This window comes from Kineothrix sp. MSJ-39 (assembly GCF_018917935.1).
Classification (GTDB): domain Bacteria; phylum Bacillota; class Clostridia; order Lachnospirales; family Lachnospiraceae; genus CAG-194.
In genome coordinates, this window is sequence record NZ_JAHLPN010000009.1 from 42,792 (window position 1) to 67,650 (window position 24,859).

General features: G+C 44.6%; 22 protein-coding genes and 7 tRNA genes. 26 read left to right on the forward strand and 3 right to left on the reverse strand.

What is annotated here, in order from left to right:
* Positions 1–94 precede the first annotated feature (94 nt).
* From KQI22_RS07470 to KQI22_RS07550, 17 genes are all read left to right on the forward strand, one after another.
* The gene (locus KQI22_RS07470; protein WP_216551466.1) at positions 95–1,561 is read left to right on the forward strand and encodes an ABC transporter substrate-binding protein; all 1,467 of its coding nucleotides are present in this window, start codon (positions 95–97) and stop codon (positions 1,559–1,561) included.
* Positions 1,562–1,683: 122 nt separating this feature from the next.
* On the forward strand, positions 1,684–2,598 hold the full coding sequence (locus KQI22_RS07475) for a carbohydrate ABC transporter permease (RefSeq protein WP_216551467.1): 915 nt from the start codon (positions 1,684–1,686) through the stop codon (positions 2,596–2,598).
* An 11-nt stretch (positions 2,599–2,609) separates the two neighbouring features.
* Positions 2,610–3,464 (forward strand): carbohydrate ABC transporter permease, encoded by an 855-nt coding sequence (locus KQI22_RS07480; protein ID WP_216551468.1) that lies wholly within the window; start codon positions 2,610–2,612, stop codon positions 3,462–3,464.
* A gap of 155 nt (positions 3,465–3,619) precedes the next feature.
* Positions 3,620–4,387, forward strand: coding sequence for a YesL family protein (locus KQI22_RS07485; RefSeq protein ID WP_216551469.1), 768 nt, complete (start codon positions 3,620–3,622; stop codon positions 4,385–4,387).
* Between the two features lie 10 nt (positions 4,388–4,397).
* Positions 4,398–4,820 (forward strand): DUF1700 domain-containing protein, encoded by a 423-nt coding sequence (locus KQI22_RS07490; RefSeq protein WP_216551470.1) that lies wholly within the window; start codon positions 4,398–4,400, stop codon positions 4,818–4,820.
* Positions 4,821–5,068: 248 nt separating this feature from the next.
* On the forward strand, positions 5,069–5,224 hold the full coding sequence (locus tag KQI22_RS07495) for a hypothetical protein (protein WP_216551471.1): 156 nt from the start codon (positions 5,069–5,071) through the stop codon (positions 5,222–5,224).
* 76 nt (positions 5,225–5,300) lie between these two features.
* Complete coding sequence (locus tag KQI22_RS07500) at positions 5,301–6,446, forward strand: THUMP domain-containing class I SAM-dependent RNA methyltransferase (protein ID WP_216551472.1); 1,146 nt, start codon at positions 5,301–5,303, stop codon at positions 6,444–6,446.
* Entirely contained in the window at positions 6,443–7,504 is a 1,062-nt protein-coding gene (locus KQI22_RS07505) for an N-acetylmuramoyl-L-alanine amidase family protein (RefSeq protein ID WP_216551473.1), read from the forward strand. Before KQI22_RS07500 ends, KQI22_RS07505 begins: the two co-directional genes overlap by 4 nt.
* A complete protein-coding gene (locus KQI22_RS07510; RefSeq protein WP_216551474.1) occupies positions 7,501–8,106 on the forward strand; it encodes an XTP/dITP diphosphatase in 606 nt (201 codons plus the stop codon). The genes KQI22_RS07505 and KQI22_RS07510 overlap by 4 nt, the downstream gene beginning before the upstream one ends.
* Positions 8,103–8,582: a YfcE family phosphodiesterase gene (locus tag KQI22_RS07515; RefSeq protein WP_216551475.1), complete on the forward strand. Its 480-nt coding sequence runs from the start codon at positions 8,103–8,105 to the stop codon at positions 8,580–8,582. The genes KQI22_RS07510 and KQI22_RS07515 overlap by 4 nt, the downstream gene beginning before the upstream one ends.
* 92 nt (positions 8,583–8,674) lie before the next feature.
* Positions 8,675–8,749: transfer RNA gene (locus KQI22_RS07520), tRNA-Pro, on the forward strand.
* 18 nt (positions 8,750–8,767) lie between these two features.
* Positions 8,768–8,838: transfer RNA gene (locus KQI22_RS07525), tRNA-Gly, on the forward strand.
* Positions 8,839–8,916: 78 nt separating this feature from the next.
* Positions 8,917–8,990: transfer RNA gene (locus tag KQI22_RS07530), tRNA-Arg, on the forward strand.
* A gap of 35 nt (positions 8,991–9,025) precedes the next feature.
* Positions 9,026–9,099 (forward strand) — tRNA-His (locus KQI22_RS07535).
* 11 nt (positions 9,100–9,110) lie between these two features.
* Positions 9,111–9,182: transfer RNA gene (locus tag KQI22_RS07540), tRNA-Gln, on the forward strand.
* 10 nt (positions 9,183–9,192) lie between these two features.
* Positions 9,193–9,265: transfer RNA gene (locus KQI22_RS07545), tRNA-Lys, on the forward strand.
* 92 nt (positions 9,266–9,357) lie between these two features.
* A tRNA-Leu gene (locus KQI22_RS07550) sits at positions 9,358–9,437 on the forward strand.
* Between the two features lie 74 nt (positions 9,438–9,511).
* On the opposite strand, the gene KQI22_RS07555 is transcribed toward KQI22_RS07550, so the two are convergent.
* Positions 9,512–12,019 (reverse strand): DUF5722 domain-containing protein, encoded by a 2,508-nt coding sequence (locus tag KQI22_RS07555; RefSeq protein WP_216551476.1) that lies wholly within the window; start codon positions 12,017–12,019, stop codon positions 9,512–9,514.
* 158 nt (positions 12,020–12,177) lie between these two features.
* Here KQI22_RS07555 and KQI22_RS07560 point away from each other — a divergent pair, with 158 nt between their 5' ends.
* Positions 12,178–14,487, forward strand: coding sequence for a glycogen/starch/alpha-glucan phosphorylase (locus tag KQI22_RS07560; RefSeq protein WP_216551477.1), 2,310 nt, complete (start codon positions 12,178–12,180; stop codon positions 14,485–14,487).
* Positions 14,488–14,497: 10 nt separating this feature from the next.
* Positions 14,498–16,000 (forward strand): 4-alpha-glucanotransferase, encoded by a 1,503-nt coding sequence (gene malQ, locus KQI22_RS07565; RefSeq protein ID WP_216551478.1) that lies wholly within the window; start codon positions 14,498–14,500, stop codon positions 15,998–16,000.
* Between the two features lie 19 nt (positions 16,001–16,019).
* Here malQ and KQI22_RS07570 read toward each other — a convergent pair whose 3' ends face one another.
* Positions 16,020–16,469, reverse strand: coding sequence for a CYTH domain-containing protein (locus KQI22_RS07570; protein ID WP_216551479.1), 450 nt, complete (start codon positions 16,467–16,469; stop codon positions 16,020–16,022).
* A gap of 146 nt (positions 16,470–16,615) precedes the next feature.
* On the opposite strand from KQI22_RS07570, the gene KQI22_RS07575 reads away from it, so the two are divergent.
* Both KQI22_RS07575 and KQI22_RS07580 read left to right on the forward strand, forming a co-directional pair.
* On the forward strand, positions 16,616–17,167 hold the full coding sequence (locus KQI22_RS07575; RefSeq protein WP_216551480.1) for a DJ-1 family glyoxalase III: 552 nt from the start codon (positions 16,616–16,618) through the stop codon (positions 17,165–17,167).
* 63 nt (positions 17,168–17,230) lie between these two features.
* A complete protein-coding gene (locus KQI22_RS07580; protein WP_216551481.1) occupies positions 17,231–18,088 on the forward strand; it encodes a DUF975 family protein in 858 nt (285 codons plus the stop codon).
* 57 nt (positions 18,089–18,145) lie between these two features.
* Here KQI22_RS07580 and KQI22_RS07585 read toward each other — a convergent pair whose 3' ends face one another.
* Positions 18,146–18,352 (reverse strand): alpha/beta-type small acid-soluble spore protein, encoded by a 207-nt coding sequence (locus KQI22_RS07585; protein WP_022003647.1) that lies wholly within the window; start codon positions 18,350–18,352, stop codon positions 18,146–18,148.
* A 318-nt stretch (positions 18,353–18,670) separates the two neighbouring features.
* Here KQI22_RS07585 and tig point away from each other — a divergent pair, with 318 nt between their 5' ends.
* The 5 genes from tig to yihA are packed head-to-tail and all read left to right on the forward strand — an operon-like array spanning position 18,671 to position 24,853.
* On the forward strand, positions 18,671–19,966 hold the full coding sequence (gene tig, locus KQI22_RS07590; RefSeq protein WP_216551482.1) for a trigger factor: 1,296 nt from the start codon (positions 18,671–18,673) through the stop codon (positions 19,964–19,966).
* A gap of 39 nt (positions 19,967–20,005) precedes the next feature.
* Positions 20,006–20,596 (forward strand): ATP-dependent Clp endopeptidase proteolytic subunit ClpP, encoded by a 591-nt coding sequence (gene clpP / locus KQI22_RS07595; RefSeq protein WP_216551483.1) that lies wholly within the window; start codon positions 20,006–20,008, stop codon positions 20,594–20,596.
* Positions 20,597–20,613: 17 nt separating this feature from the next.
* Positions 20,614–21,879: an ATP-dependent Clp protease ATP-binding subunit ClpX gene (clpX, locus tag KQI22_RS07600; RefSeq protein ID WP_216551484.1), complete on the forward strand. Its 1,266-nt coding sequence runs from the start codon at positions 20,614–20,616 to the stop codon at positions 21,877–21,879.
* A gap of 51 nt (positions 21,880–21,930) precedes the next feature.
* Positions 21,931–24,267 (forward strand): endopeptidase La, encoded by a 2,337-nt coding sequence (gene lon / locus KQI22_RS07605; protein WP_216551485.1) that lies wholly within the window; start codon positions 21,931–21,933, stop codon positions 24,265–24,267.
* Complete coding sequence (gene yihA / locus KQI22_RS07610) at positions 24,257–24,853, forward strand: ribosome biogenesis GTP-binding protein YihA/YsxC (RefSeq protein ID WP_216551486.1); 597 nt, start codon at positions 24,257–24,259, stop codon at positions 24,851–24,853. The genes lon and yihA overlap by 11 nt, the downstream gene beginning before the upstream one ends.
* The last annotated feature ends 6 nt before the right edge of the window (positions 24,854–24,859 follow it).

Genomic DNA, 24,859 nt, shown 5'->3' on the forward strand with positions numbered 1-24,859 from the left:
GCATTTATATCACGCAAGTGATACTTTAATAAATGCAAGGTACTATTAACCAACACTTTATTTCAAACATTTTTTAGAGGAGGACAAAAAAAGAATGAAAAAGAAATTATTAAGTGTAGTTCTTTCAACAGCTATGGTAGCATCTCTTTTAGTAGGATGCGGTAGCAGCAACGATGCAGCAGATGATTCTGCAGCAACAGACGCAGCAACAGATGAAGCAACAGACGCTGCAACAGATGAAGCAACAGATGCAACAGACGCAACTGATGCTGCAACAGATGAAGAAGCAGATGTAGAGCTTCCAGAAGATACAGGTAAAGTTCTTAACATTTACTGCTGGAACGACGAGTTCGCTAACCGTCTGAAAGATCACTATCCGGGATACGAAGCAAATGATCCTGATGATGCTTTAGCAGGTGGTAAGATCGGTGATGTTGAAGTTAAGTTCACATCTACACCATCTACAGACAACGCTTACCAGAACAACCTGGATGCTACTCTTCCTGGAAACGCAGATGCAGCAGCAGATGACAAGGTTGATATGTTCTTAGTAGAAGCTGACTACGCATTAAAGTATGTTAACACAGATCTTTGTATGCCAGTAGCTGATCTTGGAATCAAAGATTCTGAATTAGCTAACCAGTATCAGTATACAAAAGATATCATGACAGATTCTGACGGAAACTTAAAGGGTCTTTCATGGCAGGGATGTCCTGGTGTTCTGATCTACAACCGTGAAGCAGCTAAAGAAGTTTTCGGTTCTGATGATCCAGATACAGTACAGGCTAAGGTTTCTGACTGGGCTACATTCAATGCTACAGCAGCAGAAATGAAAGATGCTGGCTACAAGATGACAGCTACAACAAACGATACATTCCGTACATACTCTAACAACGTAACAACTCCTTGGGTTGTTGATGGAAAGATCCAGATCGATGACAACATCAAAGCATGGGTTGACGCTTCTAAGGAAATGGCTGACAACGGATACTGTGGAACACAGGCTCTTTGGTCAGATGACTGGAGCAAAGGCTTCTATCCAGACGGAAAAGTATTCTGCTACTTTGGACCAGCTTGGTTAATCAACTTCTCTATGGCAGCTGATACAGAAGGTTCTATCGCTAACGCAGGTGGCTGGGGTGCTTGTGAAGGTCCTCAGGGCTTCTACTGGGGTGGTACATGGATCGCAGCAGCTACAGGTACAGACAATGCTAACCTTGTTGCAGATATCATGAGAAAACTTACAACAGATGAAACAATCATGACAGACATCGTTAAAGCAGATAGCGACTTCGTAAACAACAAGCCAGCTATGGAAGCAGCAGCTCAGGATGATTCTTATGCATTCCCTGTATTAGGCGGACAGAATCCACTGGCTATGTTCTGTGCAGGTGCTGATAAGATTTCTCTTTCTAACATCACAGAGTACGATCAGGGATGTAACGAAGAGTTCCAGAATGCTATGACAGGCTACTTCGATGGCAACTACGCTACATATGATGAAGCACTTGATGCATTCTACACAGCTATTACTGAAAAATATCCTGAACTTACATACTAAGATTTAGGAATCGCATAGTAAGATAGCGAAATAGCTAGTGCGCCTGTTTGGCGGTCAGCCGGACAGGCGCACTTTTTTAACAGACAGGTTTGGAAAAATAACATGCGGAGGTGTGGTACAGTATGGCTAAAAAGAAAAGCGGAACTGTTCTTCGTTATAATCGGTGGGGCTACATTTTCTTAATTCCTTTTATTGTAGTATTTATTATCTTTCAGTTGATTCCTCTGATTAGCACGATCTATAATAGTTTCTTTGAACACTATTTTAAAAATGGTTTAACAGAAGTTGGACCTACATTTATTGGTATCCAGAATTATGCGACCCTGTTTACAACGGGTGACCTGCCTAAATACTTAGGCAACACAATGATCATGTGGATCATCGGATTTGTTCCTCAGATCCTTCTTTCATTACTTCTTGGTGCTTGGTTCTCAGATCCGAGCCTGAGATTAAAACATCAGCAGTTCTTTAAAACTGTTATTTACTTACCGAACTTAATCATGGCATCAGCTTTTGCCATGTTATTCTTTACATTGTTCTCAGATGGTGGTCCGATCAACTCTTTGTTGATGCAGATGGGCATTCTGAGCGAGCCTTACAAGTTCCTGTCACACGCAGGAAGCGCAAGATCCTTAGTTGGATTCATGAACTTCTTAATGTGGTTTGGTAATACGACAATCTTATTACTGGCAGGTATGTTAGGTATTGATACATCCTTATATGAAGCAGCCGAAGTTGACGGTGCTACTTCTACACAGGTATTCTTCAAGATCACATTACCACTTTTAAGACCTATTCTGGTATACGTAATGGTTACATCTCTGATCGGTGGTCTGCAGATGTACGATGTACCACAGATCTTAACAAATGGTCAGGGTAATCCGGCTCGTACAACAATGACACTGATCATGTATCTGAATAAGCACTTATATTCTAAGAACTACGGTCTTGGTGGTGCGCTTTCAGTTATCCTGTTTATTGTAACCGGTATTTTGAGTGTCATCGTATTTAAGATGAACCAGGCATCAGAGAAATAGGAGGCGAAAATATGAATGCATCATCTAAAGGTTTAAATGTAAAGACTAGAAGAGTCATTTCATATGTAGTTCTCGTTATTGTAACTATTATGTGTCTGTTCTGGTTCTATGTATTATTTGTAAACTCAACACGTTCACATGCAGATTTAACAAAGGGTTTCAGTGCCCTGCCAAGTACAAACGCGCTGAAGAACGTAAACAGCTTGTTACACAGCAGTAACATCCCGATTCTTTCCGGTCTGCTTAACAGTGTTATCGTAGCTGGTTTTACAGCATTATTGAGTACATACTTCTCAACAATGACTGCATATGCAATCCATGCATATGATTTCAAATTAAAGAAATTTATGTTCACATTTATTCTCGGTATTATGATGATCCCTACACAGGTAACTGCACTTGGTTTCATCCAGTTAATGAGAAAAATGCACTTAATGAACTCTTTCATTCCGCTGATCATACCGGCAATCGCAGCTCCGGCCGTATTCTTCTACATGAAGCAGTACATGGAAAGTACACTTCCTCTGGAACTGTTAGAAGCAGCTCGTATCGATGGTGCCGGCGAGTTCAGAACATTTAACCAGATTGCACTTCCACTTATGAAACCGGCTATTGCGGTTCAGGCAATCTTCTCATTCGTAGGAAGCTGGAATAACTACTTCACACCTGCCTTAATTTTGACAGATGACAATAAGAAGACACTTCCTATTTTGATCGCAACACTTCGTTCTGCTGACTATTTGAAGTTTGATATGGGTCAGGTTTACATGATGATCACATTCTCTATTTTACCTGTTATCATCGTATACCTCATCCTTTCTAAGAACATCGTATCTGGTCTTGCAGTTGGTGCTGTTAAAGGTTGATATTTGCAAATTAAAAGCACATACCTTCGGGTATGTGCTTTTTTATTTGCAAAATGGGCAAAACTCTTATTTTATGCTTATTTAATAGTCTTTTTGGGGGAAAGATGGTAAAATAAGAACTGGGTCATGCAAATGATCCGGAAAGGGATATGAAAATGAGCGATATTTTGCAGAATGATAAAGTGCAGGAAACAGAAGAAAGACGTACGATCTCTGAGATTGCTGCGCAGATGGAAGAAGAGGAAGAACTGACAGGGGAAAACAATCCACTGAATCGGATGGAAAAGGGAACGGATACCAGAAATCCGATTATCAAAGCGCTGGAACGGTTTGGAGATCTGTTTGCATTGAATCTGACCTTTTTGCTGTCCTGTATTCCGGTTATCACAATAGGTGCTTCTGTGACAGCGCTGTTTACCATGACTAACAAAATGGTCAGAAATGAAGACGGTACGATGTGGAAAGGCTTCTGGAAGGCATTCAGGCAGAATTTCAAGGTGGGCACCAAAATGTGGGCGGTCATCCTTGTGTATCTCGGCGTTGTATATGCGGAATACGCGTATATGATACAGTCCGCAGGACAGACAACCAGTTTTATGGTGGTTCTGATTGGCTTTGAAATGGTGCTGTTATCCTTTTTACTGCCGTTTCTGTTCCCGATCATTGCAAGATATGAAAATACGATCGGCAATTACATCAAGAATACACTGATTATTTCTGTGTCAAACTTTAAGACGTGGCTGGTTGTATTTATCATCTGGTTTGTACCGGCGCTTGCGCTGGCTGCAAGTGCGTTGCTTTTGGCATATACATGGTACTTGTGGCTTCTGGTCATGTTTGCTGTGCAGGCGTATGCAACATCTATGATCCTGCAGAAGGTGTTTGATAAGCTGGAAGAGGCACAGACAGCGGGAAAGGAGTGAGGCATTACAGATGAGTAAAGAAGAATATATCGACGCGTTGGAGCGGAAATTGTGGGATCGACTGGATCCTGATCAACTGAGAGACATCATTTCTTATTATAAAGATTATTTTGCAATGGAAGCTGCAAAGGGGATTTTGGAGGAAGAGACGATACAGAAGCTGGGAGATCCTGCGTTGCTTGCAAAAAGTATTCTTGCGGCGGAGGGCAGTAAGGGAGAATCGGCAGAGCCGGAGATCGAGCAGGGCATGCAAAAGCAGCACCGGGGATTCCAAAGTGGCAGGCTGCTCGTCCCACTTGTGATCGTAGCGGTTCTGGTCGTGCTGTGTGCGATCATCGGACTGATCTTTTCTGTTGTCAGTGCACTTCTGCCATTCTTATTTGTTCTGGCATTTGTTTTTCTGATTTTTTCCTTTTTTAAAAATAATCGATAAAGAAACAAAATTAAAAAGCCTATCAGGGGTGATAGGCTTTTTTGGGGAGTATAAATAAAAATACTATTCTTACAACAGAGCAATTGGGGATTGCTGTTGTATGATTAGATTATAGGATATTTTAGAAAAATTATCAAGAATTATTTTGCCTGAGTGACCATTTATGAAAAAAATAAGACCGAATATGCATAAAAATTAAAATCCTCCGAATACTAGTACTGCAACACAAAATGAAGGAGGAAACAGTTATGGCAAAGAATGAAACAAACGCAAAGAACAGTGCACAGAACAGTCAGGATGAACAGTCTAAGAACAGTGCAAAACAGGCATACAAAAATGCAAGTGACACAAAATCCTGCACTTCTGACTACAAGGATAAACAGTCTAATAAAAACGATCAGTAATCAAAAGCAGGCATGTCCTGCTTTACATAGCATCATTTATATTGACAGCCCGGAAAAATCATTTTAAGATAAGCGTATGAAAACATTTGAGTGTATTGCACCATGCCATTTCGGGCTGGAAGCAGTGTTAAAAAGAGAAATTATAGAATTAGGGTATGAAATAACATCGGTCGAAGATGGCCGTGTCACATTTATCGGTGACGCTGAGGCAGTCTGTCGTGCCAATGTTTTTTTGCGTACAGCAGAAAGAATACTGATTAAAGTAGGACAGTTCCATGCGGAAACGTTTGATGAGCTGTTTGAGGGAACAAAGGCACTTCCGTGGGAAGAATATCTGCCACAGAATGCCAAATTCTGGGTCACCAAGGCTGCAAGCGTCAAAAGTAAGCTGTTCAGCCCATCGGATATCCAGTCGATCATGAAAAAAGCCATGGTAGAGCGGATGCGCAAGGTTTATCGGGTGAACTGGTTCCCGGAGGACGGAGATGCTTTTCCGGTGCGTGTTTTTCTGCATAAGGATGAAGTGACGGTTTCTCTGGATACAACCGGAGAATCACTGCATAAGAGAGGCTACAGAAAGCTGACGGCAAAAGCCCCGATTGCAGAAAATCTTGCAGCGGCACTGATTATGCTGACACCATGGAATAGGACAAGGATTCTGGTGGATCCTTTCTGCGGAAGCGGTACGATCCCGATCGAAGCAGCTATGATGGCTGCCAATATGGCACCGGGCATGAACCGCAGCTTTCTGGCAGAAAGCTGGACACACATCATTCCGAAAAAAGAGTGGTACGCCTGCATGGATGAGGCAGCGGAGCTGGTTGATTTCAGCCAGATGCCGGATATTCAGGGCTATGATATTGATGATGAGATGGTAAGAATTGCAAGAGAAAATGCAAAACTGGCAGGCGTGGAGCAGTATATCCACTTCCAGCGCAGAGGCGTAGAGGCGCTCAGCCATCCGAAAAAATACGGGTTTATCATTACAAATCCGCCGTATGGAGAACGACTGGAAGATAAAAATACGATCGCGTCCATTTACCGTACACTGGGCGAACGCTACAGACAGCTTGATTCCTGGTCGCTTTATGTGATCACCTCCTATGAGGATGCACAGCAGATGATCGGCAGAAAGGCAGATAAAAACCGCAAGATCTATAATGGTATGTTAAAAACCTATTATTATCAGTTTATGGGGCCGAAGCCGGGGAGCAGATCATGACAGGAAAAGCAGCAAAAGCCTATGTGACAGCCTGTCTTCTGGTATTTGCGGTCAGCCTGTGTCTGCTCGTATATCAGGGCAGAAAAGGCGTGCAGGCAGAAGAAACGGCAAATCTGCCGACCGAAATAACAGGGCAGGAAAACTGCATGCAGTACGATGCATCACTGGCAGAGAATACACTTCTGCTGCAGTTGCCGGATGGTGTGGCAGAGCAGGATATAGAAGTGCAGAGCGACTGTATGGCAAAAAAGGTGACGATCCGTCTACGGAAAGAAGCGGGCGGCAAGCAGCTGGACAGACAGTATTTTCAGAAACGTCCGATCCTGCAGAATATTTCTTTTGTGGAAAGTGAAGTAAAAGAAGAACAGGATACGATCCTTTTTACATTTGTTTTAAATCAGCCGCAGGAGGCTTCTGTGCATTTGCAGCAGGAAACTGTGGGAACAGAGGCAGAGATTACATTGCAGGCACCGGTCACGCTTTATGACAGGATTGTCGTTCTAGATGCCGGGCATGGCGGAAGCGATGCGGGAGAAACTGCCATGGCACAGGATGTGAGCCTGCAGGAAAAAGATATAACGCTTGCAACTGTAAAGAAAGCAGGAGAACTGCTTTCGGCGCAGGGCATACAGATTTATTATACAAGAGAAGATGACAGCGACCGCAGCGGACAGGACAGAGTGGACTTTGCCAATGCACTGCAGGCAGATATGCTGATCAGCGTCCATGTAACGTCGACGGAGGATACGACGGTTTACGGAATCCAGACAGAATACAATGCACAGTATTTTATACCGGATTTCTCCAGCGCGGATCTTGCTTATCTGCTGCTTACCAAGGTTGCGGAAACGACCAATGAAAAGGCACTGGATATTATATCGGGTCAGGATGACAATGCGGTGATCAGGGATGCCATGATTCCGGTCGCACAGCTTGACATGGGCTTTTTGAGTAACCAGCAGGAACGTAAGCTGCTGCAAAAAGATGCATATACAGAAAAAGTGGCACAGGGCATCTGTGATGCTGTGCTTTTGGCATACAAGGAGATGGGAAAGTGAAACAGATCGTATTAGCAAGTACAAATCAGGGAAAAGTCAGGGAAGTTGCCATGATGGTACAGGACATGGGAATTGAGATCATTCCGCTGTCAGAAACGGCTTTTCAGGGAGAAATAGAAGAGAACGGAACGACTTTTGAAGAAAATGCCATCATAAAGGCAACACAGGTGGCAAAAACACTGGGTGTTCCGGCACTTGCAGATGATTCCGGCCTGGAGATCGATTATCTGAATAAAGAACCGGGCATTTATTCCGCACGATATCTGGGACATGATACCCCGTACGCGATCAAAAACAAGCAGATTCTGGAAAAACTGAAAGATGTACCAGAGGAGCAGCGTACAGCGCGGTTTGTATGTGCTATGGCACTTGTTCTCCCGGATGGGACGACAAAGACAACACAGGCGACCATGGAAGGCCGTATCGGTTATGAGATCAAGGGAGAGAATGGGTTTGGATATGATCCGATCTTTTACCTGCCGGAGTTTGGAAAAAGCTCTGCGGAAATCTCACCGGAACAGAAAAACGCGATCAGTCACCGCGGAAAAGCACTGCGGCTGATGAAAGATAAAATAAAAGAATTGTGTAAGGATGAAGCATGAAGATACTGGTTGTAAGTGATACACATCGCCACAATGAGAATTATTTTAAAGTGATCGAAAAACTCGGAAAGATAGATCTTGTGATCCATTGCGGGGATGCAGAGGGAAGTGAATATGCGATCAGCGAAAGGGCTGGCTGTGAGACGCTTATTGTGATGGGAAATAATGATTTTTTCTCCAAACTGCCGCGGGAGATCGAGACGACTATCGGAAAATACAAGGTCTGGATCACGCACGGACATAATTACTATGTTTCCATGAACAGTGAAATCATCAAGGAAGAAGCGGTCCGCCGGGGCGTTGATATTGTATTTTACGGACATTCGCACAGACCGGTCATAGAGATCGGGAAAGAAGTGATCGCTGTGAATCCGGGCAGCCTTTCCTATCCGAGACAGGAAGGAAAAAGACCGTCTTATGTGGTAATGGATATCGACAGAGAAGGGGAAGCACATTTCAATATTTGCTATCTGTAAAAAACTTGTAAAAAAACTGCAAAAAATTGTTGACAATGGAAAAACCATATAATATAATATATCTTGCGTCACGGATAAAGAGTGATACAAAACGGGGTGTGGCTCAGCTTGGCTAGAGCGCCTGGTTTGGGACCAGGAGGTCGCAGGTTCGAATCCTGTCACCCCGATTTTTTATGCAAGATTTTGCGGGTGTAGTTCAATGGTAGAACACCAGCCTTCCAAGCTGGATACGTGGGTTCGATTCCCATCACCCGCTTGGCATTTTATGACTGTCATTCATTACAGGAACAGAGGTGCCCCATTATGAAAGAAGCACACCGACGTGTGCAGATGTGTGTTCGTAGCTCAGCTGGATAGAGCAACGGCCTTCTAAGCCGTGGGTCGGGGGTTCGAATCCCTTCGAGCACGTATGAGGGAAGCTGGTTCTTCCCTCAAATCATATGGTGGGTATGGCGCAGTTGGTTAGCGCGCCAGATTGTGGCTCTGGAGGCCAAGGGTTCGAATCCCTTTACCCACCTTTTCTGATAATGGGCTATCGCCAAGCGGTAAGGCACAGGACTTTGACTCCTGCATTCGGCAGTTCGAATCTGCCTAGCCCAGTTTAAAATATGGGCCACTAGCTCAGGTGGTAGAGCACTTGACTTTTAATCAAGTTGTCCGGGGTTCGAGTCCCCGGTGGCTCATTTGAAAATCTTGAAGCTGACTATGCTTCAAGATTTTTTGTATAATAGGAAATTCTGCCGGACTTTATGCGGCACGGCGGAGTACGTTATATGCGGATGTGGCGGAATTGGCAGACGCGCCAGATTTAGGTTCTGGTGGGAGACCGTGCAGGTTCAAGTCCTGTTATCCGCATGAATGCCATACAGGCATAAGAAAAGAGGATGTTTCTTCCGAGACATCCTCTTTTTGTGTTAATGTTTTTTACATTATCGTTTTGGCATTTTTTTAAGTTTGCTTTCTTTGAAGGATGCAGTAGCTTTTTCCCAACTGCTGATACCGATTGTTTGCAGGCAGGATTTGGTATATTTTGCATACTGTGGTGTATCCATATACTTGAAAACCTTGTAAGCAGGCTTTTCTTTGCCATCCGTGGTATAAAGGCCAAAGCTCAGCCCCTGTGATACCTCGGAAGCGTCATCTTGCATTGAACGGAAGATGACGGCATCAATCATCGGATTGAATTCTGCCTTGTAATAAGTGTAGGCAATGGCTGCTGCCTGCACATCCTGCCCGCAATTAGATGTAAAGCCCTGTTCGGATAACAGGATATGCGTATCGGATCCGAAGTTCTTTTTTACATAGTTTGTCATGACATCCAGATTCCTTGGTGAAACAAAATCGCTGTCAAGACTGTTCTTTGTATAAGAATCTCTCCATGTTGCGGATTGTGTCAAAATAGCAGGGTAAGCATGGTAGGCAAGATTCCATTTAATGTTTTTGTTTTGTGATTTGATTTCACTGTTGAAAGCATCCATAAATGGTTTTGCACCCCAGTCACCGCACCGGTTAATCCAGGTGTGGTCGGTACAGATGAATACGCGTGCGTTTTTATAGTTGCTGCGGACTGCATAGTATAAAATACGATAAGTGTCTGCATAGTTTTGCATAAAAGCGGTTTTTCCGGTGTTTCCGGCGTAATACCACATCGGATAAATATTGACTTCGTTCCCCAGAATCCAGTTATCGAGATGGCAATCTTGTGTGGAATAGCGTTCAGCGAGAAAACTGAAGGCTGCTTCCAGTGTTTCACGGGCTTTTTTGGTCTGGGCGTTCATGGCATAGTAACCTGTTCCGGATGAAGCTGATTTTGTGCCATAGAGCAGATAAGAATAGGAACTGCCCGGGTAGCGCAGCATGAGCTGTCCGGTAACTGTCATTCCGTTCTGGTTGGCAGAAGAAATAAAACTGCCATACGGATCGTTGAAATAATAGGTTTTGCCATTGTACCGGTAGGCATAAGAGCCACCTGTTATAACATCATTCAGATTCATGTTAATAAATGTATGCTGTATGCCAAGTCCTGTATCTAATGAGCCTTGCAGTCCTTTTTTGGAGGTTGTGGACGGGAAGGCAGCGGTATAAGCTGCTGCAGCTTCCGGGTTCTTGACAAAGGAACTGCCGGATATGATAAAGTAGGATTTCCCTTTTTTCACGGCAAGTGCATACTTGCCCTGAATCAGATGATTTCCTTTTTCGTCGACCAGAGGCAGGGAAAACTGTGGTTTTGTCAGCTTCGGGCAGGCGGCAATCTTTTTTTCGTATTTATCGGTGGCGGGATTGACTCTGACCAGATAATAGGAGTCGTCGCTGCTCTTCAGTCGTTTCGGTACGGAAGCGCTGACAAAGAGCTGCCCGTCCTTGACTTCTACTTTTTTGAGTTTGCCGGCATTTTTCTGTGCTTTGTATTCTTTGACCCCTTTTTTGATCTTGCAGGACAGAACATTGGAATAAGAACTGTAGCAGATGCTGCCTGTGGAATCTGTGGCAAAAGCACGGACACGGAAGTAATATGTTTTCCCTTTGGGTAGATTCTGGATTGTGTAGCTTGTTTTGTTCCCAACGGTCTCTTTATTCACATTTTTTTTGAATTTTTTATCGGTTGTATAAGAAATCTCGTAGTTTTTGGCAGTGGCCGTGTAGCTTAAAGCAACTTTACCGGCGCTTTTGTTCCGCGCATTTGTAAGCTGTGGTGCCTTCGGCTTTGCATCTATCCATTTGGCATACAGCGTAAGTGGATTTACAATACCGTTTTCGTCGGAATCGATATAAGAACCGGCAGGGATCTCCGTTACCTTCTCGGTAAAAGTATTGTCCGCATACCAGCCGTCAAATTTGTAATTTTTCCGCGTAGCATCCGGTAAAACGATTGTGTCGTCAGTGACACGGAAGCTGTAAGGAATATCAATTTCGTTACCATCTGCATCAACATCGCTTATGCTGCCGCCATTTGTTTCATAGTTGATTTCAAAGGAATAAGGGGTTGTTTTCCAGTTGGCTGTAAAGGTCATATCTTTATTTAGAGAAAGATTATAAATACTGGAAGTTTTTCGATAGGTTTTGCCGTTAGTCAGGCAGTTCCAGGAAGCTAACTGATAGCCTTGGCGGACCGGCTGCAGAAAATCCGCAGTTTCATAAAAGTCGTACAGATGTAAGGATGTACCCTGATAGGTGAGCGGAAACTGCATCAGAACGGTCTGGGCATCACTGTCGTAAAAAGTGATTGTAATGGTTTGACCAACCTCGGTGGCATCTGCGTCCAGATCATCATCCGGCAAAGCGTTTTGCTGTGAGTCGTCATTGGCAGATACAGATGCATCTTCGCCTGTTGTTTGCGTATCATTTTCCGAGACAGAAGCATGCACAGGCAAATCCATTGGCCGTAGCAGCAGAAGCGCTGCCAGAAAGATTGATAGAATTCTTTTAGGTTTTTTCATTGTTTACCTCCCTCATATTGATTCTTCTTATATTATAAAGGAAGAAAGGGTGTTCTACAACAAAAGAAAGCACAAAAAGGACTTTACAAAGTCACAGTTTTCATGTATAAGAAAGATGAAGAAGTAGGGAATTTAATTGAAGAAGTAGGAGGGTCATTATGACATTACAAAGAGAAGTGATAGAACTGAAGCTGGAGGATCAGCTGGAGGGCATTACACAGTCCATGTACAGTAAATCTATTTCAGCCTGCAGCGATAAAGAACTTTATTATGCAATTCTCCGCCTGACGAAAGGTATGCTGGAGATCACAGAGCCAATCAGTGGGCCGAAAAAAGTATATTATATTTCGGCAGAATTTCTGATCGGAAAACTGTTATCCAACAATCTGATCAATCTGGGCATTTATGATAAATTGAGCGGCATTTTGGAAAAGAACGGCAAGAAACTGGCAGCGATCGAAGAGGTTGAGCCGGAGCCGTCACTTGGCAACGGCGGACTTGGCAGACTGGCAGCCTGCTTTCTGGATTCCATTGCAACACTTGGTCTGCCGGGCGACGGTATCGGTCTGAATTATCATTTCGGGCTGTTTAAACAGGTGTTTAAAAATCACAAGCAGTATGCAGAAAAAAATGACTGGATCGAGGATGATTCCTGGCTGACAAAGACAGATGTGACATTTGATGTCATGTTTGGTGAGCATAAGGTAACTTCCCGTTTGTATGATATTGATGTAGTGGGTTATGAAAACGGTATTAACAAGCTGCATCTGTTTGATATTGAAACAGTGGATGAAAGCATTGTAAAATCAGGCATTGATTTTGATAAGAAAGATATCGATAAAAACCTGACTTTATTCTTATACCCGGATGATTCCGATGAAGCAGGTAATCTGCTCCGTATCTATCAGCAGTATTTCATGGTCAGCAATGGTGCACAGCTTATCTTAAAAGAACTGCGTGAAAAGAAATGCGATCTGCGCAAGATGAATGAGTATGCGGTGATTCAGATCAACGATACCCATCCGACAATGATTATTCCGGAACTGATCCGTATTCTGGTAGATGAAAAGGCATTTACGATTGATGAAGCAATCGATGTAGTCAGCAAGACGTGTGCTTATACCAATCATACGATTCTGGCGGAAGCACTGGAAAAATGGCCGCTCAAGTATCTGGAAAAGGTTGTACCGCAGCTTGTACCGATTATCAAAGAGCTTGATAAACGTGTCCGTGCGAAATATGACGATGAGAGAGTACAGATCATCGATAAGGACGACAGAGTCCATATGGCACATATTGACATTCATTACGGATTTTCCGTTAATGGTGTGGCAGCGATCCATACAGAGATCCTGAAAGAAACAGAACTGAATCATTTTTATAAGATCTATCCGGAGAAGTTCAACAATAAGACAAACGGTATTACATTCCGCCGCTGGCTTTTATCCTGCAACAAACCGCTTGCCCAGATGCTGACGGAAACAATTGGCGACGGCTATAAGAAGAATGCGGATGAACTGAAGAAACTGCTGCAGTTTGAGGACGACAGCAAGGTACTTGACCGGATCGCAGCGATCAAGCATGAAAAGAAACAGGAACTGGCTGCATATCTGCAGGAGAACGAAGGCGTTACCGTAGATCCGAATTCTATCTTCGATATCCAGATCAAGCGTCTGCATGAGTACAAACGTCAGCAGATGAATGCGCTGTATATCATACATAAATATTTGGAGATCAAGTGCGGCAAGAAGCCAAGTACACCGATCACCTTTATTTTCGGTGCCAAGGCAGCACCTGCCTATATCATTGCACAGGATATCATCCACCTGCTGCTCTGCCTGCAGGAGCTTGTCAATAACGATCCTGATGTAAAAGATTACATGAAGGTTGTCATGGTGGAAAACTACAATGTCAGCTATGCGGAAAAGCTGATCCCTGCCTGCGATATTTCCGAGCAGATCTCTCTGGCAAGTAAGGAAGCATCCGGAACAGGTAATATGAAGTTTATGCTGAACGGAGCAGTGACACTCGGTACAAGTGACGGTGCAAACGTAGAGATTGATGAGCTTGTCGGCGAAGACAATATTTATATCTTCGGTGAAAAGTCCGAAACAGTCATCAAACATTATGAGAATGCGGATTATGTTTCCAGGGATTACTATGAGAAGAGCCCTGTGATCAAGGAAGCAGTGGACTTTATCATAAGTGATGCGCTTGTGAAGATCGGAGATAAGGAAAATCTGGAACGTCTTTACAAAGAGCTTCTGAACAAAGACTGGTTCATGACATTGTTGGATCTGGAAGCTTATATCAAGACAAAGGATCAGGCACTGGCAGATTACGAAAAGAAAGAAGAATGGAAGAAGAAAATGCTCGTCAACATTGCAATGGCAGGTTTCTTCTCATCAGACAGAACAATCGCACAATACAATGAGGATATCTGGAAATTAAAAAAAGACGAGATGTAAGGTGGCAGAAATGAGGAAAAATAGAAAAGCCGGCATTTTACTGCCGATCACAAGTCTTCCCAGCAGATATGGGATCGGAACACTGGGAAAGGAAGCATACGCATTTGTGGATTTCCTCAAAAAAGCAGGACAGTCCTACTGGCAGATATTGCCGGTAGGACCTACCGGTTATGGGGATTCGCCGTATCAGTCGTTTTCGACTTTTGCAGGGAATCCTTATTTTATCGATCTGGAGCTGATGATTGAGGAGGGACTGCTGACAAAGGAAATCTGTGACCGGGCAGAGCTTGGCACCAATCCGCAATATGTGGATTATGAAAAACAATATCAGAACCGTTATCCGCTGCTCCGTCTGGCGTTTCAGAGCTTTACGGCGCAGGGCGGGATCAGAGACAAGGCATATCGCAGCTTTTGCGAAGAAAATGCATTCTGGCTGCCTGATTATGCCCTGTATATGGCAGTGAAGGAAACCTTTGACGGCAAGAGCTTTTCCGAGTGGGACGAAGATATCAGACTGCGCAGGGAAGATGCCCTGCAGAAATATAAGATCGCCTGCAGGGAAGAAATGGATTTTATCTACTTCCTGCAGTATGAGTTTGCAAAGCAGTGGAAGCAATTAAAAGCATATGCAAATGAAAATGGCATTCGCATCATCGGGGATATTCCGATCTATGTGGCAGCAGACAGTGCGGATACCTGGGCGAATCCACAGCTGTTCCAGCTTGAGGAGGACGGTGTTCCGAAAGCAGTGGCAGGCTGCCCGCCGGACTGTTTCAGTAAAACAGGCCAGCTTTGGGGCAATCCCGTTTACGACTGGGACTATCATAAACAGACCGGATTTGCATGGTGGATCCAACGGATCCGTTACTGCTACCAGCTTTATGATGTGGTCAGGATCGATCATTTCAGAGGTTTTGATGCATATTATGCCATTCCCTACGGGGATCCGACGGCAGAGTTCGGTACCTGGATGCCGGGGCCGGGCATGGAGCTTTTTGAAGCACTGCAGAAGGCACTCGGCAAGATGGATGTCATCGCAGAGGACCTTGGCTTTTTGACGCCGTCTGTGCTGAAACTGGTACGAAAGACCGGTTATCCGGGCATGAAGGTACTGCAGTTTGCATTTGATCCGGCAGGAGACAGCACGTATCTGCCGCACAATTATCCGAAAAACAGTGTGGTCTATACGGGCACGCATGACAATGATACATCGATCGGCTGTTATAAGTCGTTAAGCCGCAGGGAAAAACAGTTTGCAAAGGCTTATCTGGGACTGCAGGGGACGAAAAACATCAACTGGGCATTTATCCGCACGGCGCTGGCCAGTATGAGCGATACGGCGATCATCATGATGCAGGATTATCTGGGACTTTCCTCCGAAGCGCGGATCAATACACCGTCAACGCTGGGAGATAACTGGAAGTGGCGTATGCTGCCCGGTCAGGCAGATGAGCAGCTGGCAGAGAAAATCAGGGAAACCTGTTTTGTATATGCAAGATGCAGTAAGCAATGAGTGAAAAAAACAGCCGAACTTAATGTCCGGCTGTAGCCATATTGGAGTTGTGATAGGCGGGATCGTTTGTGACATCTGCAAGGAACCAGTCCGGCATGACAAAGGCATTGGCACTTTCTTCATCCGGGAATTCCACCTCTGCCATAACGAGGTCGGATGGTGAATGGAACAGATCCAGTTCAATGACCAGATTGGTATGGTCGATCGGAATTTTGTAGCGAGTTTTGTGGATAACAACCCCTTCTGTCTTTGGCAGGAGCTTTTCAAAGGCTTCCTGTGTCAGCGGCAGGTTGTATTCTTCCCGCACCATAAGACCGCTTCCTTTATAGGTAAAGACGTATTTGCTGTCCTGCTTGCGGATCCGCATGACGGGATCGGTGCACAGATACGCCTGCTTGATCTCATAATGTGGATAAGCATCCAGATTTTCGGGAAGCTGTTTGATCGTAAATTTACGTTCGATTTCCATGATTTTGTACTCCGTTTCAAAAGGATTTGTGGATGCGGATGTATATGACAGACAGGCTGCCATCCGCTATCATTACTATTATATATGGTGAGTGGTAAAAATGCGAATTATTTTTCTGCGATAGAGCAGAAGAACAGGAGAAAACTATGAATAAAGTATGTGTATTTCTGGCAGACGGTGTGGAGGAGATCGAAGCACTGACTGTGGTAGACATTTTAAGACGTGGCGGCGTTACGGTAGAGACAGTGTCCATTACGGACAGTAAGAGCGTCACAAGCTCACACAAGATTACAATACAGGCAGATAAAACGCTTTCGGAGCTTGATTTTGATGAGGTTGCCATGATCGTTCTGCCGGGTGGAATGCCCGGAACAAAGAATCTGGAAGCATGTGCACCGCTTATGGAGCAGGTGGATCGGTTCCACGCACAGGGAAAGTATTTGAGTGCGATCTGTGCAGCACCGAGCATTTTCGGTCATAAGGGACTGTTAAAGGGCAGAACAGCCTGCTGTTTCCCGGATTTTGAAAGTCATCTGGAAGGTGCAACTGTGACTAAGAATCCGGTAGAGGTCTGCGATCACTTTATCACAAGCCGCGGTATGGGCACGGCGATCGAATTTGCACTTGCCATTCTGGCACGTATGCAGGATCAGGCGTGTGCGGACGATATTGCAGAGCGGATCGTATACGAACGCTAAAACAGGTGGCATAGAAGCTATGCGATCTGCATATAAAAAACAAAGAAAAGGGAATGAAAAATAATGTGGACGAGAAGTGAATTAAAAGAAAAAGCAAAAGTTTACGTAAAACGCAGTTACTGGCCGCTCGTACTGGTATCTCTGATTCTGGCGGTCATCACCGGTGGGTTTTCGAACGGCGGTAACAGCGGTAATTACTCGACAGACTGGAGTGACAGTGTGGACGGAGGCGATATCGCAAACCGGATCACCGGAAGTATCACAGGGATTAACTGGGCACTTGTAGGTGGCATTATGGCAGTGACTGCGGTGTTTGCCATCGCCGTGATCGCCATTGCCGTGGCTGTATCCATATTTGTGCTGAATCCGATCGAGGTTGGCTGCAGAAGATATTTTATCGAAGCGGCTTATGGTGAAGTGACCATGAAAAACATTGGTGTGCTGGTGCAGGCATTTAAGGACGGGAAATATGGCAATATCGTAAAGACCATGTTTCTGAGAGATCTGTATCAGTTTTTGTGGACACTGCTTTTGGTCATTCCGGGTATTGTGAAGAGCTATGAGTATCGGATGATCCCTTATATTCTGGCAGAAAATCCGGACGTGACAACAGAAGAAGCGTTCCGCCTTTCCAAAGAAATGATGGACGGTGAAAAGTGGGAAGCATTTGTGCTGGATCTTTCCTTTATCGGATGGGCGCTTGTGGCAGGTATTACATGCGGTATTGCAGGCATTTTCTGGGTAAATCCTTATATGAACATGACAGGAACGGCACTTTATGAAACATTAAAGAGAAGAGCGAAAGTAGATTATTACGATAAGTCGCTGGGCGGCTATGAGAATGTATACGGTAATCCGGGGGCTTATATGGATCAGGCACCGCAGGATTATTATGAAGATGGAAATATAAGAGATTTATAAGGAATATAACAAAAAGGACAGCAGCCGCTGTCCTTTTTGCATGAAGATCTGAGGGAGTTATCTTAACTGAGATTCTTCGTAGTTCTTTACCATTCTACGAACCATCTCGCCACCGATGGAACCTGCTTCCTTAGAAGTCAGATCACCGTTGTAGCCTTCTTTTAAGTTAACACCAAGTTCAGATGCAACCTCTGTTTTGAAACGATCCATAGCTGCCTTAGCTTCTGGAACTTCCATGCTCTTAGATGATTTTGTGTTTGCCATTTTGTTCACCTCCGTGATTTTATTTGTTGATCTATTTCCAAGATAAGTGCAAAACACTTACTCTGGAATTGCTTCGCCGGATCCGTGCTTTTTATCACTTATCTTGGTGTTATTATGTTCGGAATGAAAGAAATCTATAATGGTAAGTTCTGTCAGACAAAAAAGTGCATTTTTGCAAAGAAAAAGTGCTGGTAATTGCATGTTACTTGTGCTATAATCCTATAATGACTGTGAGTATGGGAAATTGTTTCTTGGCTCAGTACGAAAAGAATATTGCGTGATACGAATGAGATCACAAGCAAGGAGGAAATAGAAAAAATGAGTTTACAGATGGAAAAATTAGAGCACAACATGGCTAAGATTACAATCGAGGTACCTGTGGAAGAAATGGCAAAAGCTGTTAATGCTGCTTATTTAAAAAATAAGAACCAGATCTCTATTCCGGGCTTCCGTAAAGGAAAAGTACCGCTTGCTATGGTAGAAAAAATGTATGGCAAGGGTGTATTTTTAGAGGATGCTGCAAATGCTGTTATTCCTGGTGCATATGACAAAGCAGTTAAGGAATGTGAAGAAGAGATCGTATCCACACCAACGATCGATGTGGTACAGTTAGAGCCTGACAAAGCATTTATCTTCACAGCAGAAGTTGCATTAAAGCCGGCAGTTGAGCTTGGAAAATACAAAGGTGTTAAGATCGACAAGATCGAAACGGAAGTAACAGAAGAAGAAGTAAACGAAGCAATCGACCGTGAAAGAAAGAACAACGCACGTGAGATCACAGTAGAAGATCGTCCGATCCAGGATGGTGATAAGGCAGTGATCGACTTTGAAGGATTTGTAGACGGCGTTGCATTTGAAGGTGGCAAGGGAACAAATTACGATCTGGTGATCGGTTCTCATTCTTTCATTGATAATTTTGAAGAACAGCTGATCGGTAAGAACATCGGTGACGAAGTAGAAGTGAATGTTACTTTCCCGGAAAGCTATCAGGCAGAAGAACTTGCCGGAAAGCCAGCAGTATTCAAAGTAAAAGTAAACGGTATCAAAGTAGACGAGCTGCCTGAGCTGGATGATGAATTCGCATCAGAAGTTTCAGAGTTCGAAACAGTAGCAGAGTACAAGGACAGCGTGAAGAAGAGCCTTGCAGAGACAAAGGAAAAGAATGCAAAGGACGCAAAAGAAAAAGCAGCAATCGATGCAGTGATCGCTGATGCAAAGATGGATATCCCGGAAGCAATGGTTTCCACAACACAGAGACAGATGATGGATGAGTTTGCACAGCGTGTATCCAGCCAGGGATTATCTTTCGAGCAGTATCTGCAGTTTACAGGCATGACAGAAGAGCAGATGCTTGAGCAGATCAAGCCACAGGCTGAGCTCCGTATCAAGTCAAGACTTGTCTTAGAAGCAGTTGTAGCAGCAGAAAAGATCGAAGCAACTGAAGAAGATTTCGAACAAGAAATCGCAAAGATGGCTGAAATGTACCAGATGGAAGCTGACAAGGCAAAAGAGCTGGTCGGCGAAGCCGGTAAGGCAGAGATCATGAAGGATCTTGCAGTTACAAAGGCAGCAGAGTTCGTAAGAGACAATGCAAAGGAAAGCAAAAGCAAATAAGAAGTAAGACGTGTTTTATATAAGTAAGGAGGAATTACCATGAGTTTAGTACCTTATGTCATTGAACAAACAAGCCGTGGGGAACGTTCCTATGATATTTATTCAAGACTGTTAAAAGAAAGAATTATCTTTTTGGGCGAAGAAGTAAATGATACTTCTGCCAGCATCGTAGTAGCACAGCTTCTGTTCTTAGAGGCTGAGGATCCGGAAAAAGATATCCAGATCTATATCAACAGCCCGGGCGGTTCCGTAACTGCCGGAATGGCGATCTATGACACGATGCAGTATGTAAAGTGTGATGTTTCCACCATTTGTATCGGTATGGCTGCAAGTATGGGTGCATTCCTGCTCGCAGGCGGTACAAAGGGAAAACGTATGGCACTTCCGAACGCTGAGATCATGATCCATCAGCCTTCAGGCGGATCTCAGGGACAGGCTACAGAGATCGAAATTGCAGCAAAGCATATTCTGCGTACCAAGGAAAAGCTGAATAAGATCCTTGCTGCCAACACCGGTCAGGATTACGAAGTGATCGCTGCCGATACAGAAAGAGATAACTGGAAGACTGCACAGGAAGCGCTGGAGTATGGTCTGATCGATAAGGTTATCGAAAACAGAACAGAAATTTAAAATGTAGGAGCGTAAAGATGGCAGGAAAAAGTTCTGATACAAAAGTCAGATGTTCTTTTTGCAATAAGACACAGGATCAGGTGCGCAAGATGATCGCAGGCCCGACGGGCGTATATATCTGTGATGAATGCGTGGATCTGTGTGCAGATATTATTGAAGAAGAATACGAAGAGGAAGAATCCACCAATGCAGTGGATATTAACCTGCTCAAACCGGTAGAGATCAAAGAGTTTCTGGATGATTATGTGATAGGGCAGGAGGAAGCCAAGAAGGTACTGTCTGTGGCTGTTTATAATCATTATAAGCGTGTGACAGCAGATAAGGATCTGGATGATGTGGAGCTCCAGAAGAGCAATATCATCATGATCGGACCGACAGGCAGCGGTAAGACATTTTTGGCGCAGACGCTTGCAAAGATCATTAACGTACCGTTTGCGATCGCAGATGCGACGACACTGACGGAAGCCGGTTATGTCGGAGAAGATGTGGAAAATATCCTGCTGAAGCTGATTCAGGCAGCAGATTATGATGTAGAGCGTGCACAGTACGGTATCATTTATATTGATGAGATCGATAAGATCACAAAGAAGAGCGAAAATGTTTCAATCACCAGAGACGTATCGGGCGAGGGTGTACAGCAGGCACTTCTGAAGATCATTGAAGGTACGGTTGCATCGGTTCCGCCGCAAGGAGGCAGAAAGCACCCACATCAGGAATTGATCCAGATTGACACAACCAATATTTTATTTATATGTTCCGGTGCATTTGACGGACTGGAAAAGATCATTGAAAACAGACTGGACAGAAAGTCCATTGGCTTTAATGCAGAGATCGGAGAAAATGTGATCCGCGACATCAGCGATATGCTGAAGGAAGTAACGCCGCAGGATCTTGTGAAGTTTGGTCTGATCCCTGAATTTGTCGGACGAGTTCCGATTACGGTATCTTTGGAAGGGCTGGATGAAGAAGCACTGAAGAAGATCCTGACAGAGCCAAAGAGCGCGCTTGTAAAGCAGTATAAGAAGCTCTTTGAAATGGATGGCGTAGATCTTGAATTTGAGCCGGATGCGGTTACAGAGATCGCAAAGCAGGCGATGGAGAGAAAGACCGGAGCCAGAGGTCTGAGATCGATCATTGAAAAGATCATGATGGATATCATGTATGAGATCCCATCGGATGATACGATACAGAAATGTGTCATTACAAAACAGGTAGTGCTGGGAGAAAGTAAACCGATCGTAGAGCGTCGGGGAACGGATTCCACAAAGAAATTAAGAGCATAAGGACGTCGCCCTGGCAGCAGGGCGGCGTTTTGCCATAAGAAAGAGAAAAATATGGAACAGATACAGAAGAAATTACCATTGATCCCCCTGCGGGATGTCTGCGTTCTGCCCGATAATGTGCTGCATTTTGATATCAGCCGGAAGGCGTCTGTTGCTGCGCTGGAGCTGGCGATGAGCATGGAGCAGGAGATCTTTCTGGTTATGCAGAAGGATCCGCAGGTAACGGAGCCTGCAAGAGAAGACCTGTATGAGATCGGTACTCTTGCAAAGATCAGGCAGCTTATCAAAATGCCGGGAAAGATCATACGTGTCCTGGTAGAAGGCGTCTGCAGAGGACAGATAGATGAAATAGAAGAAACTGAATGCATGTGGGCAGCCTTTACGATACAGAAAGAGGATACAGAGGCGGATGCACGACTGGATGCAGCAATGCAGGAAGCGATGCGTCGGCAGCTAGCAGAAGCCTATGCGAAGCTGCAGAGCATGCAGGACAAAGGCAACGGCGTGATCCGGCATTTGGAAGAAGTGAAAGATTTCTCTCATTTTATGGATCAGCTTGCCATGAATCTGCAAGTTTCTCCTGCAAAAAAGCAGCAGGTGCTTGCATGTATATCCCTGCAGGACAGATATTCCTATATCGAAACGCTGTTGCAGGAGGAGATCCAGATCATGGAGATCCGCAATGAGCTGAATAAAGAGGTCAAGAAAAAAGTAGAGAAAAACCAGAGAGAATACGTGCTCAGGGAGCAGATGCATTACATCCGCAAGGAACTGGGCGAGGAAGATACCGAGTCGGATGCGGAAGTATTCCGCAAAAAGCTGAAAAAGCTGCAGGCAGATGATACGGTAAAAGAACGGATCAAAAAAGAAATCGCCAGATACGAGAGAATCAGTACCAATTCTTCGGAAAGTGCTGTGGAACGCGGCTATATTGAGACACTTCTGGAGATGCCATGGAATAAGTGCTCAGAAGATAATACGGACATTGAAAAGGCAGAAAAGATCCTGCAGGCAGACCATTACGGGCTTACAGATGTCAAAGAGAGGATTTTAGAATATCTGGCAGTCAGACAGCTCGCTGAAAAAGGAAACAGCCCTATTTTATGTCTGGTCGGACCGCCGGGTATCGGTAAAACGAGTATTGCGCGCAGTATGGCACGTGCCATGCACAAAGAATACGTCAGAATCTGTCTGGGCGGCGTCAGGGATGAAGCAGAGATCCGTGGACACAGAAAGACATATGTAGGTGCAATGCCTGGGCGGATCGTTACGGCGATCAAGCAGGCAGGCGTGAAAAATCCGCTGATCCTGCTGGATGAGATCGACAAGATGAGCCGGGACTATAAAGGAGATACTGCTTCCGCAATGCTGGAAGTGCTCGACAGCGAACAGAATGAGCATTTTCAGGATCATTATCTGGAACTGCCGATCGATCTGTCAGAGGTTACTTTTATTGCGACAGCAAACGATCTGCAGGACATTGATGCGCCGCTGCGCGACCGTATGGAGATCATAGAGATCGGCGGCTATACAACAAACGAGAAGCTGCATATTGCAAAGGAACACCTCGTAAAGAAGCAGCTCTCCCAGCACGGACTTCTGGCAAAGCAGCTTTCCTTCAGTGATAAAGCACTGGAGAAACTGATCCTTGCCTATACAAGAGAGGCAGGCGTCAGAGAGCTGGAACGTAAGATCGGCAAGATCTGCAGAAAGGTGGCAGCGCAGATCCTGAAAAAGGAAACAAAAGCTGTCCGCATTACCATTCATAATCTGTCCGAATATCTGGGCAAAGAAAAATTCCAGCCGGAGAAGCGGGCGAAAAAGGCAGATGTCGGTATTGTACGCGGACTGGCATGGACAAGCGTCGGCGGTGTGACACTGGAGATCGAAGTCAATGAAATGCCGGGTAAAGGCGAGATCAAACTGACCGGACAACTGGGCGATGTGATGAAGGAGTCTGCAATGACAGGCATTTCCTATATCCGATCCGTCAGCAGAAAGTATGATATCCCGGATGATTATTTTGAAACGCATGATCTGCATATCCATATCCCGGAGGGCGCAGTGCCAAAGGATGGGCCAAGCGCAGGTATAACAATGGCGGTAGCGGTCTTATCGGCGATCACACACCGGAAGATCCGCGCTAATCTTGCCATGACAGGCGAGATCACATTGCGCGGCCGTGTGTTACCGATCGGCGGACTGAAAGAAAAACTGCTTGCAGCCAAAAATGCAGGTATTGAAAACGTATTAATACCAGTGGATAATGAAAAAGATCTGGAAGAAATAGAACAAGAAATTAAAACAGGACTTAATATTACACCTGTTACTAATATGGAAGAAGTGCTGCAGCAGTCCTTCCAGAAAGGAAATAAAGATGATCATTAAAAGTGTGGCACTGGAGACAGTGTGTGGCATTACCAGTACATTACCGAAAAATACACTACCGGAGATCGCATTTGCCGGTAAGAGTAACGTGGGAAAATCTTCTCTGATCAACGGGCTGATGAACCGTAAATCGCTGGCGCGGACTTCCGCTCAGCCGGGTAAGACACAGACGATCAATTATTACAATATCAATCAGGAGCTGTATTTTGTGGATCTGCCGGGCTATGGCTATGCGAATGCTTCTGTGGAGGTAAAGGCAAAATGGGGCAAGATGATCGAGCGGTATCTGCAGAAGTCGGAAATGCTCAAAGAGGTATTTCTGCTGATCGATATCCGGCATAAACCGGGCGCAAATGATGTACAGATGTATGACTGGATCTTACATAACGGTTTCAGACCGATCATCATTGCAACAAAGCTGGATAAGATCAATCGTTCCCAGATACAGAAACAGATCAAGCAGATCAAGGAAACCTTGCAGGTAGAACCGGGAACACTGGTATTCCCTTATTCTGCCCAGACAAAGCAGGGCAGGGACGAACTGTATGACTTTATTGATGAAGTGGTTTTAGGAAAGAAAGAGTGATGGATG

What these genes read in the sequence shown, in the direction of transcription:
- KQI22_RS07470 (WP_216551466.1), top strand. Translation starts at nt 95, where the DNA reads ATGAAAAAGAAATTATTAAGTGTAGTTCTTTCAACAGCTATGGTAGCA.
- KQI22_RS07475 (WP_216551467.1), top strand. Translation starts at nt 1,684, where the DNA reads ATGGCTAAAAAGAAAAGCGGAACTGTTCTTCGTTATAATCGGTGGGGC.
- KQI22_RS07480 (WP_216551468.1), top strand. Translation starts at nt 2,610, where the DNA reads ATGAATGCATCATCTAAAGGTTTAAATGTAAAGACTAGAAGAGTCATT.
- KQI22_RS07485 (WP_216551469.1), top strand. Translation starts at nt 3,620, where the DNA reads ATGAGCGATATTTTGCAGAATGATAAAGTGCAGGAAACAGAAGAAAGA.
- KQI22_RS07490 (WP_216551470.1), top strand. Translation starts at nt 4,398, where the DNA reads ATGAGTAAAGAAGAATATATCGACGCGTTGGAGCGGAAATTGTGGGAT.
- KQI22_RS07495 (WP_216551471.1), top strand. Translation starts at nt 5,069, where the DNA reads ATGGCAAAGAATGAAACAAACGCAAAGAACAGTGCACAGAACAGTCAG.
- KQI22_RS07500 (WP_216551472.1), top strand. Translation starts at nt 5,301, where the DNA reads ATGAAAACATTTGAGTGTATTGCACCATGCCATTTCGGGCTGGAAGCA.
- KQI22_RS07505 (WP_216551473.1), top strand. Translation starts at nt 6,443, where the DNA reads ATGACAGGAAAAGCAGCAAAAGCCTATGTGACAGCCTGTCTTCTGGTA.
- KQI22_RS07515 (WP_216551475.1), top strand. Translation starts at nt 8,103, where the DNA reads ATGAAGATACTGGTTGTAAGTGATACACATCGCCACAATGAGAATTAT.
- KQI22_RS07555 (WP_216551476.1), bottom strand. Translation starts at nt 12,019, where the DNA reads ATGAAAAAACCTAAAAGAATTCTATCAATCTTTCTGGCAGCGCTTCTG.
- KQI22_RS07560 (WP_216551477.1), top strand. Translation starts at nt 12,178, where the DNA reads ATGACATTACAAAGAGAAGTGATAGAACTGAAGCTGGAGGATCAGCTG.
- malQ (WP_216551478.1), top strand. Translation starts at nt 14,498, where the DNA reads ATGAGGAAAAATAGAAAAGCCGGCATTTTACTGCCGATCACAAGTCTT.
- KQI22_RS07570 (WP_216551479.1), bottom strand. Translation starts at nt 16,469, where the DNA reads ATGGAAATCGAACGTAAATTTACGATCAAACAGCTTCCCGAAAATCTG.
- KQI22_RS07575 (WP_216551480.1), top strand. Translation starts at nt 16,616, where the DNA reads ATGAATAAAGTATGTGTATTTCTGGCAGACGGTGTGGAGGAGATCGAA.
- KQI22_RS07580 (WP_216551481.1), top strand. Translation starts at nt 17,231, where the DNA reads ATGTGGACGAGAAGTGAATTAAAAGAAAAAGCAAAAGTTTACGTAAAA.
- KQI22_RS07585 (WP_022003647.1), bottom strand. Translation starts at nt 18,352, where the DNA reads ATGGCAAACACAAAATCATCTAAGAGCATGGAAGTTCCAGAAGCTAAG.
- tig (WP_216551482.1), top strand. Translation starts at nt 18,671, where the DNA reads ATGAGTTTACAGATGGAAAAATTAGAGCACAACATGGCTAAGATTACA.
- clpP (WP_216551483.1), top strand. Translation starts at nt 20,006, where the DNA reads ATGAGTTTAGTACCTTATGTCATTGAACAAACAAGCCGTGGGGAACGT.
- clpX (WP_216551484.1), top strand. Translation starts at nt 20,614, where the DNA reads ATGGCAGGAAAAAGTTCTGATACAAAAGTCAGATGTTCTTTTTGCAAT.
- lon (WP_216551485.1), top strand. Translation starts at nt 21,931, where the DNA reads ATGGAACAGATACAGAAGAAATTACCATTGATCCCCCTGCGGGATGTC.
- yihA (WP_216551486.1), top strand. Translation starts at nt 24,257, where the DNA reads ATGATCATTAAAAGTGTGGCACTGGAGACAGTGTGTGGCATTACCAGT.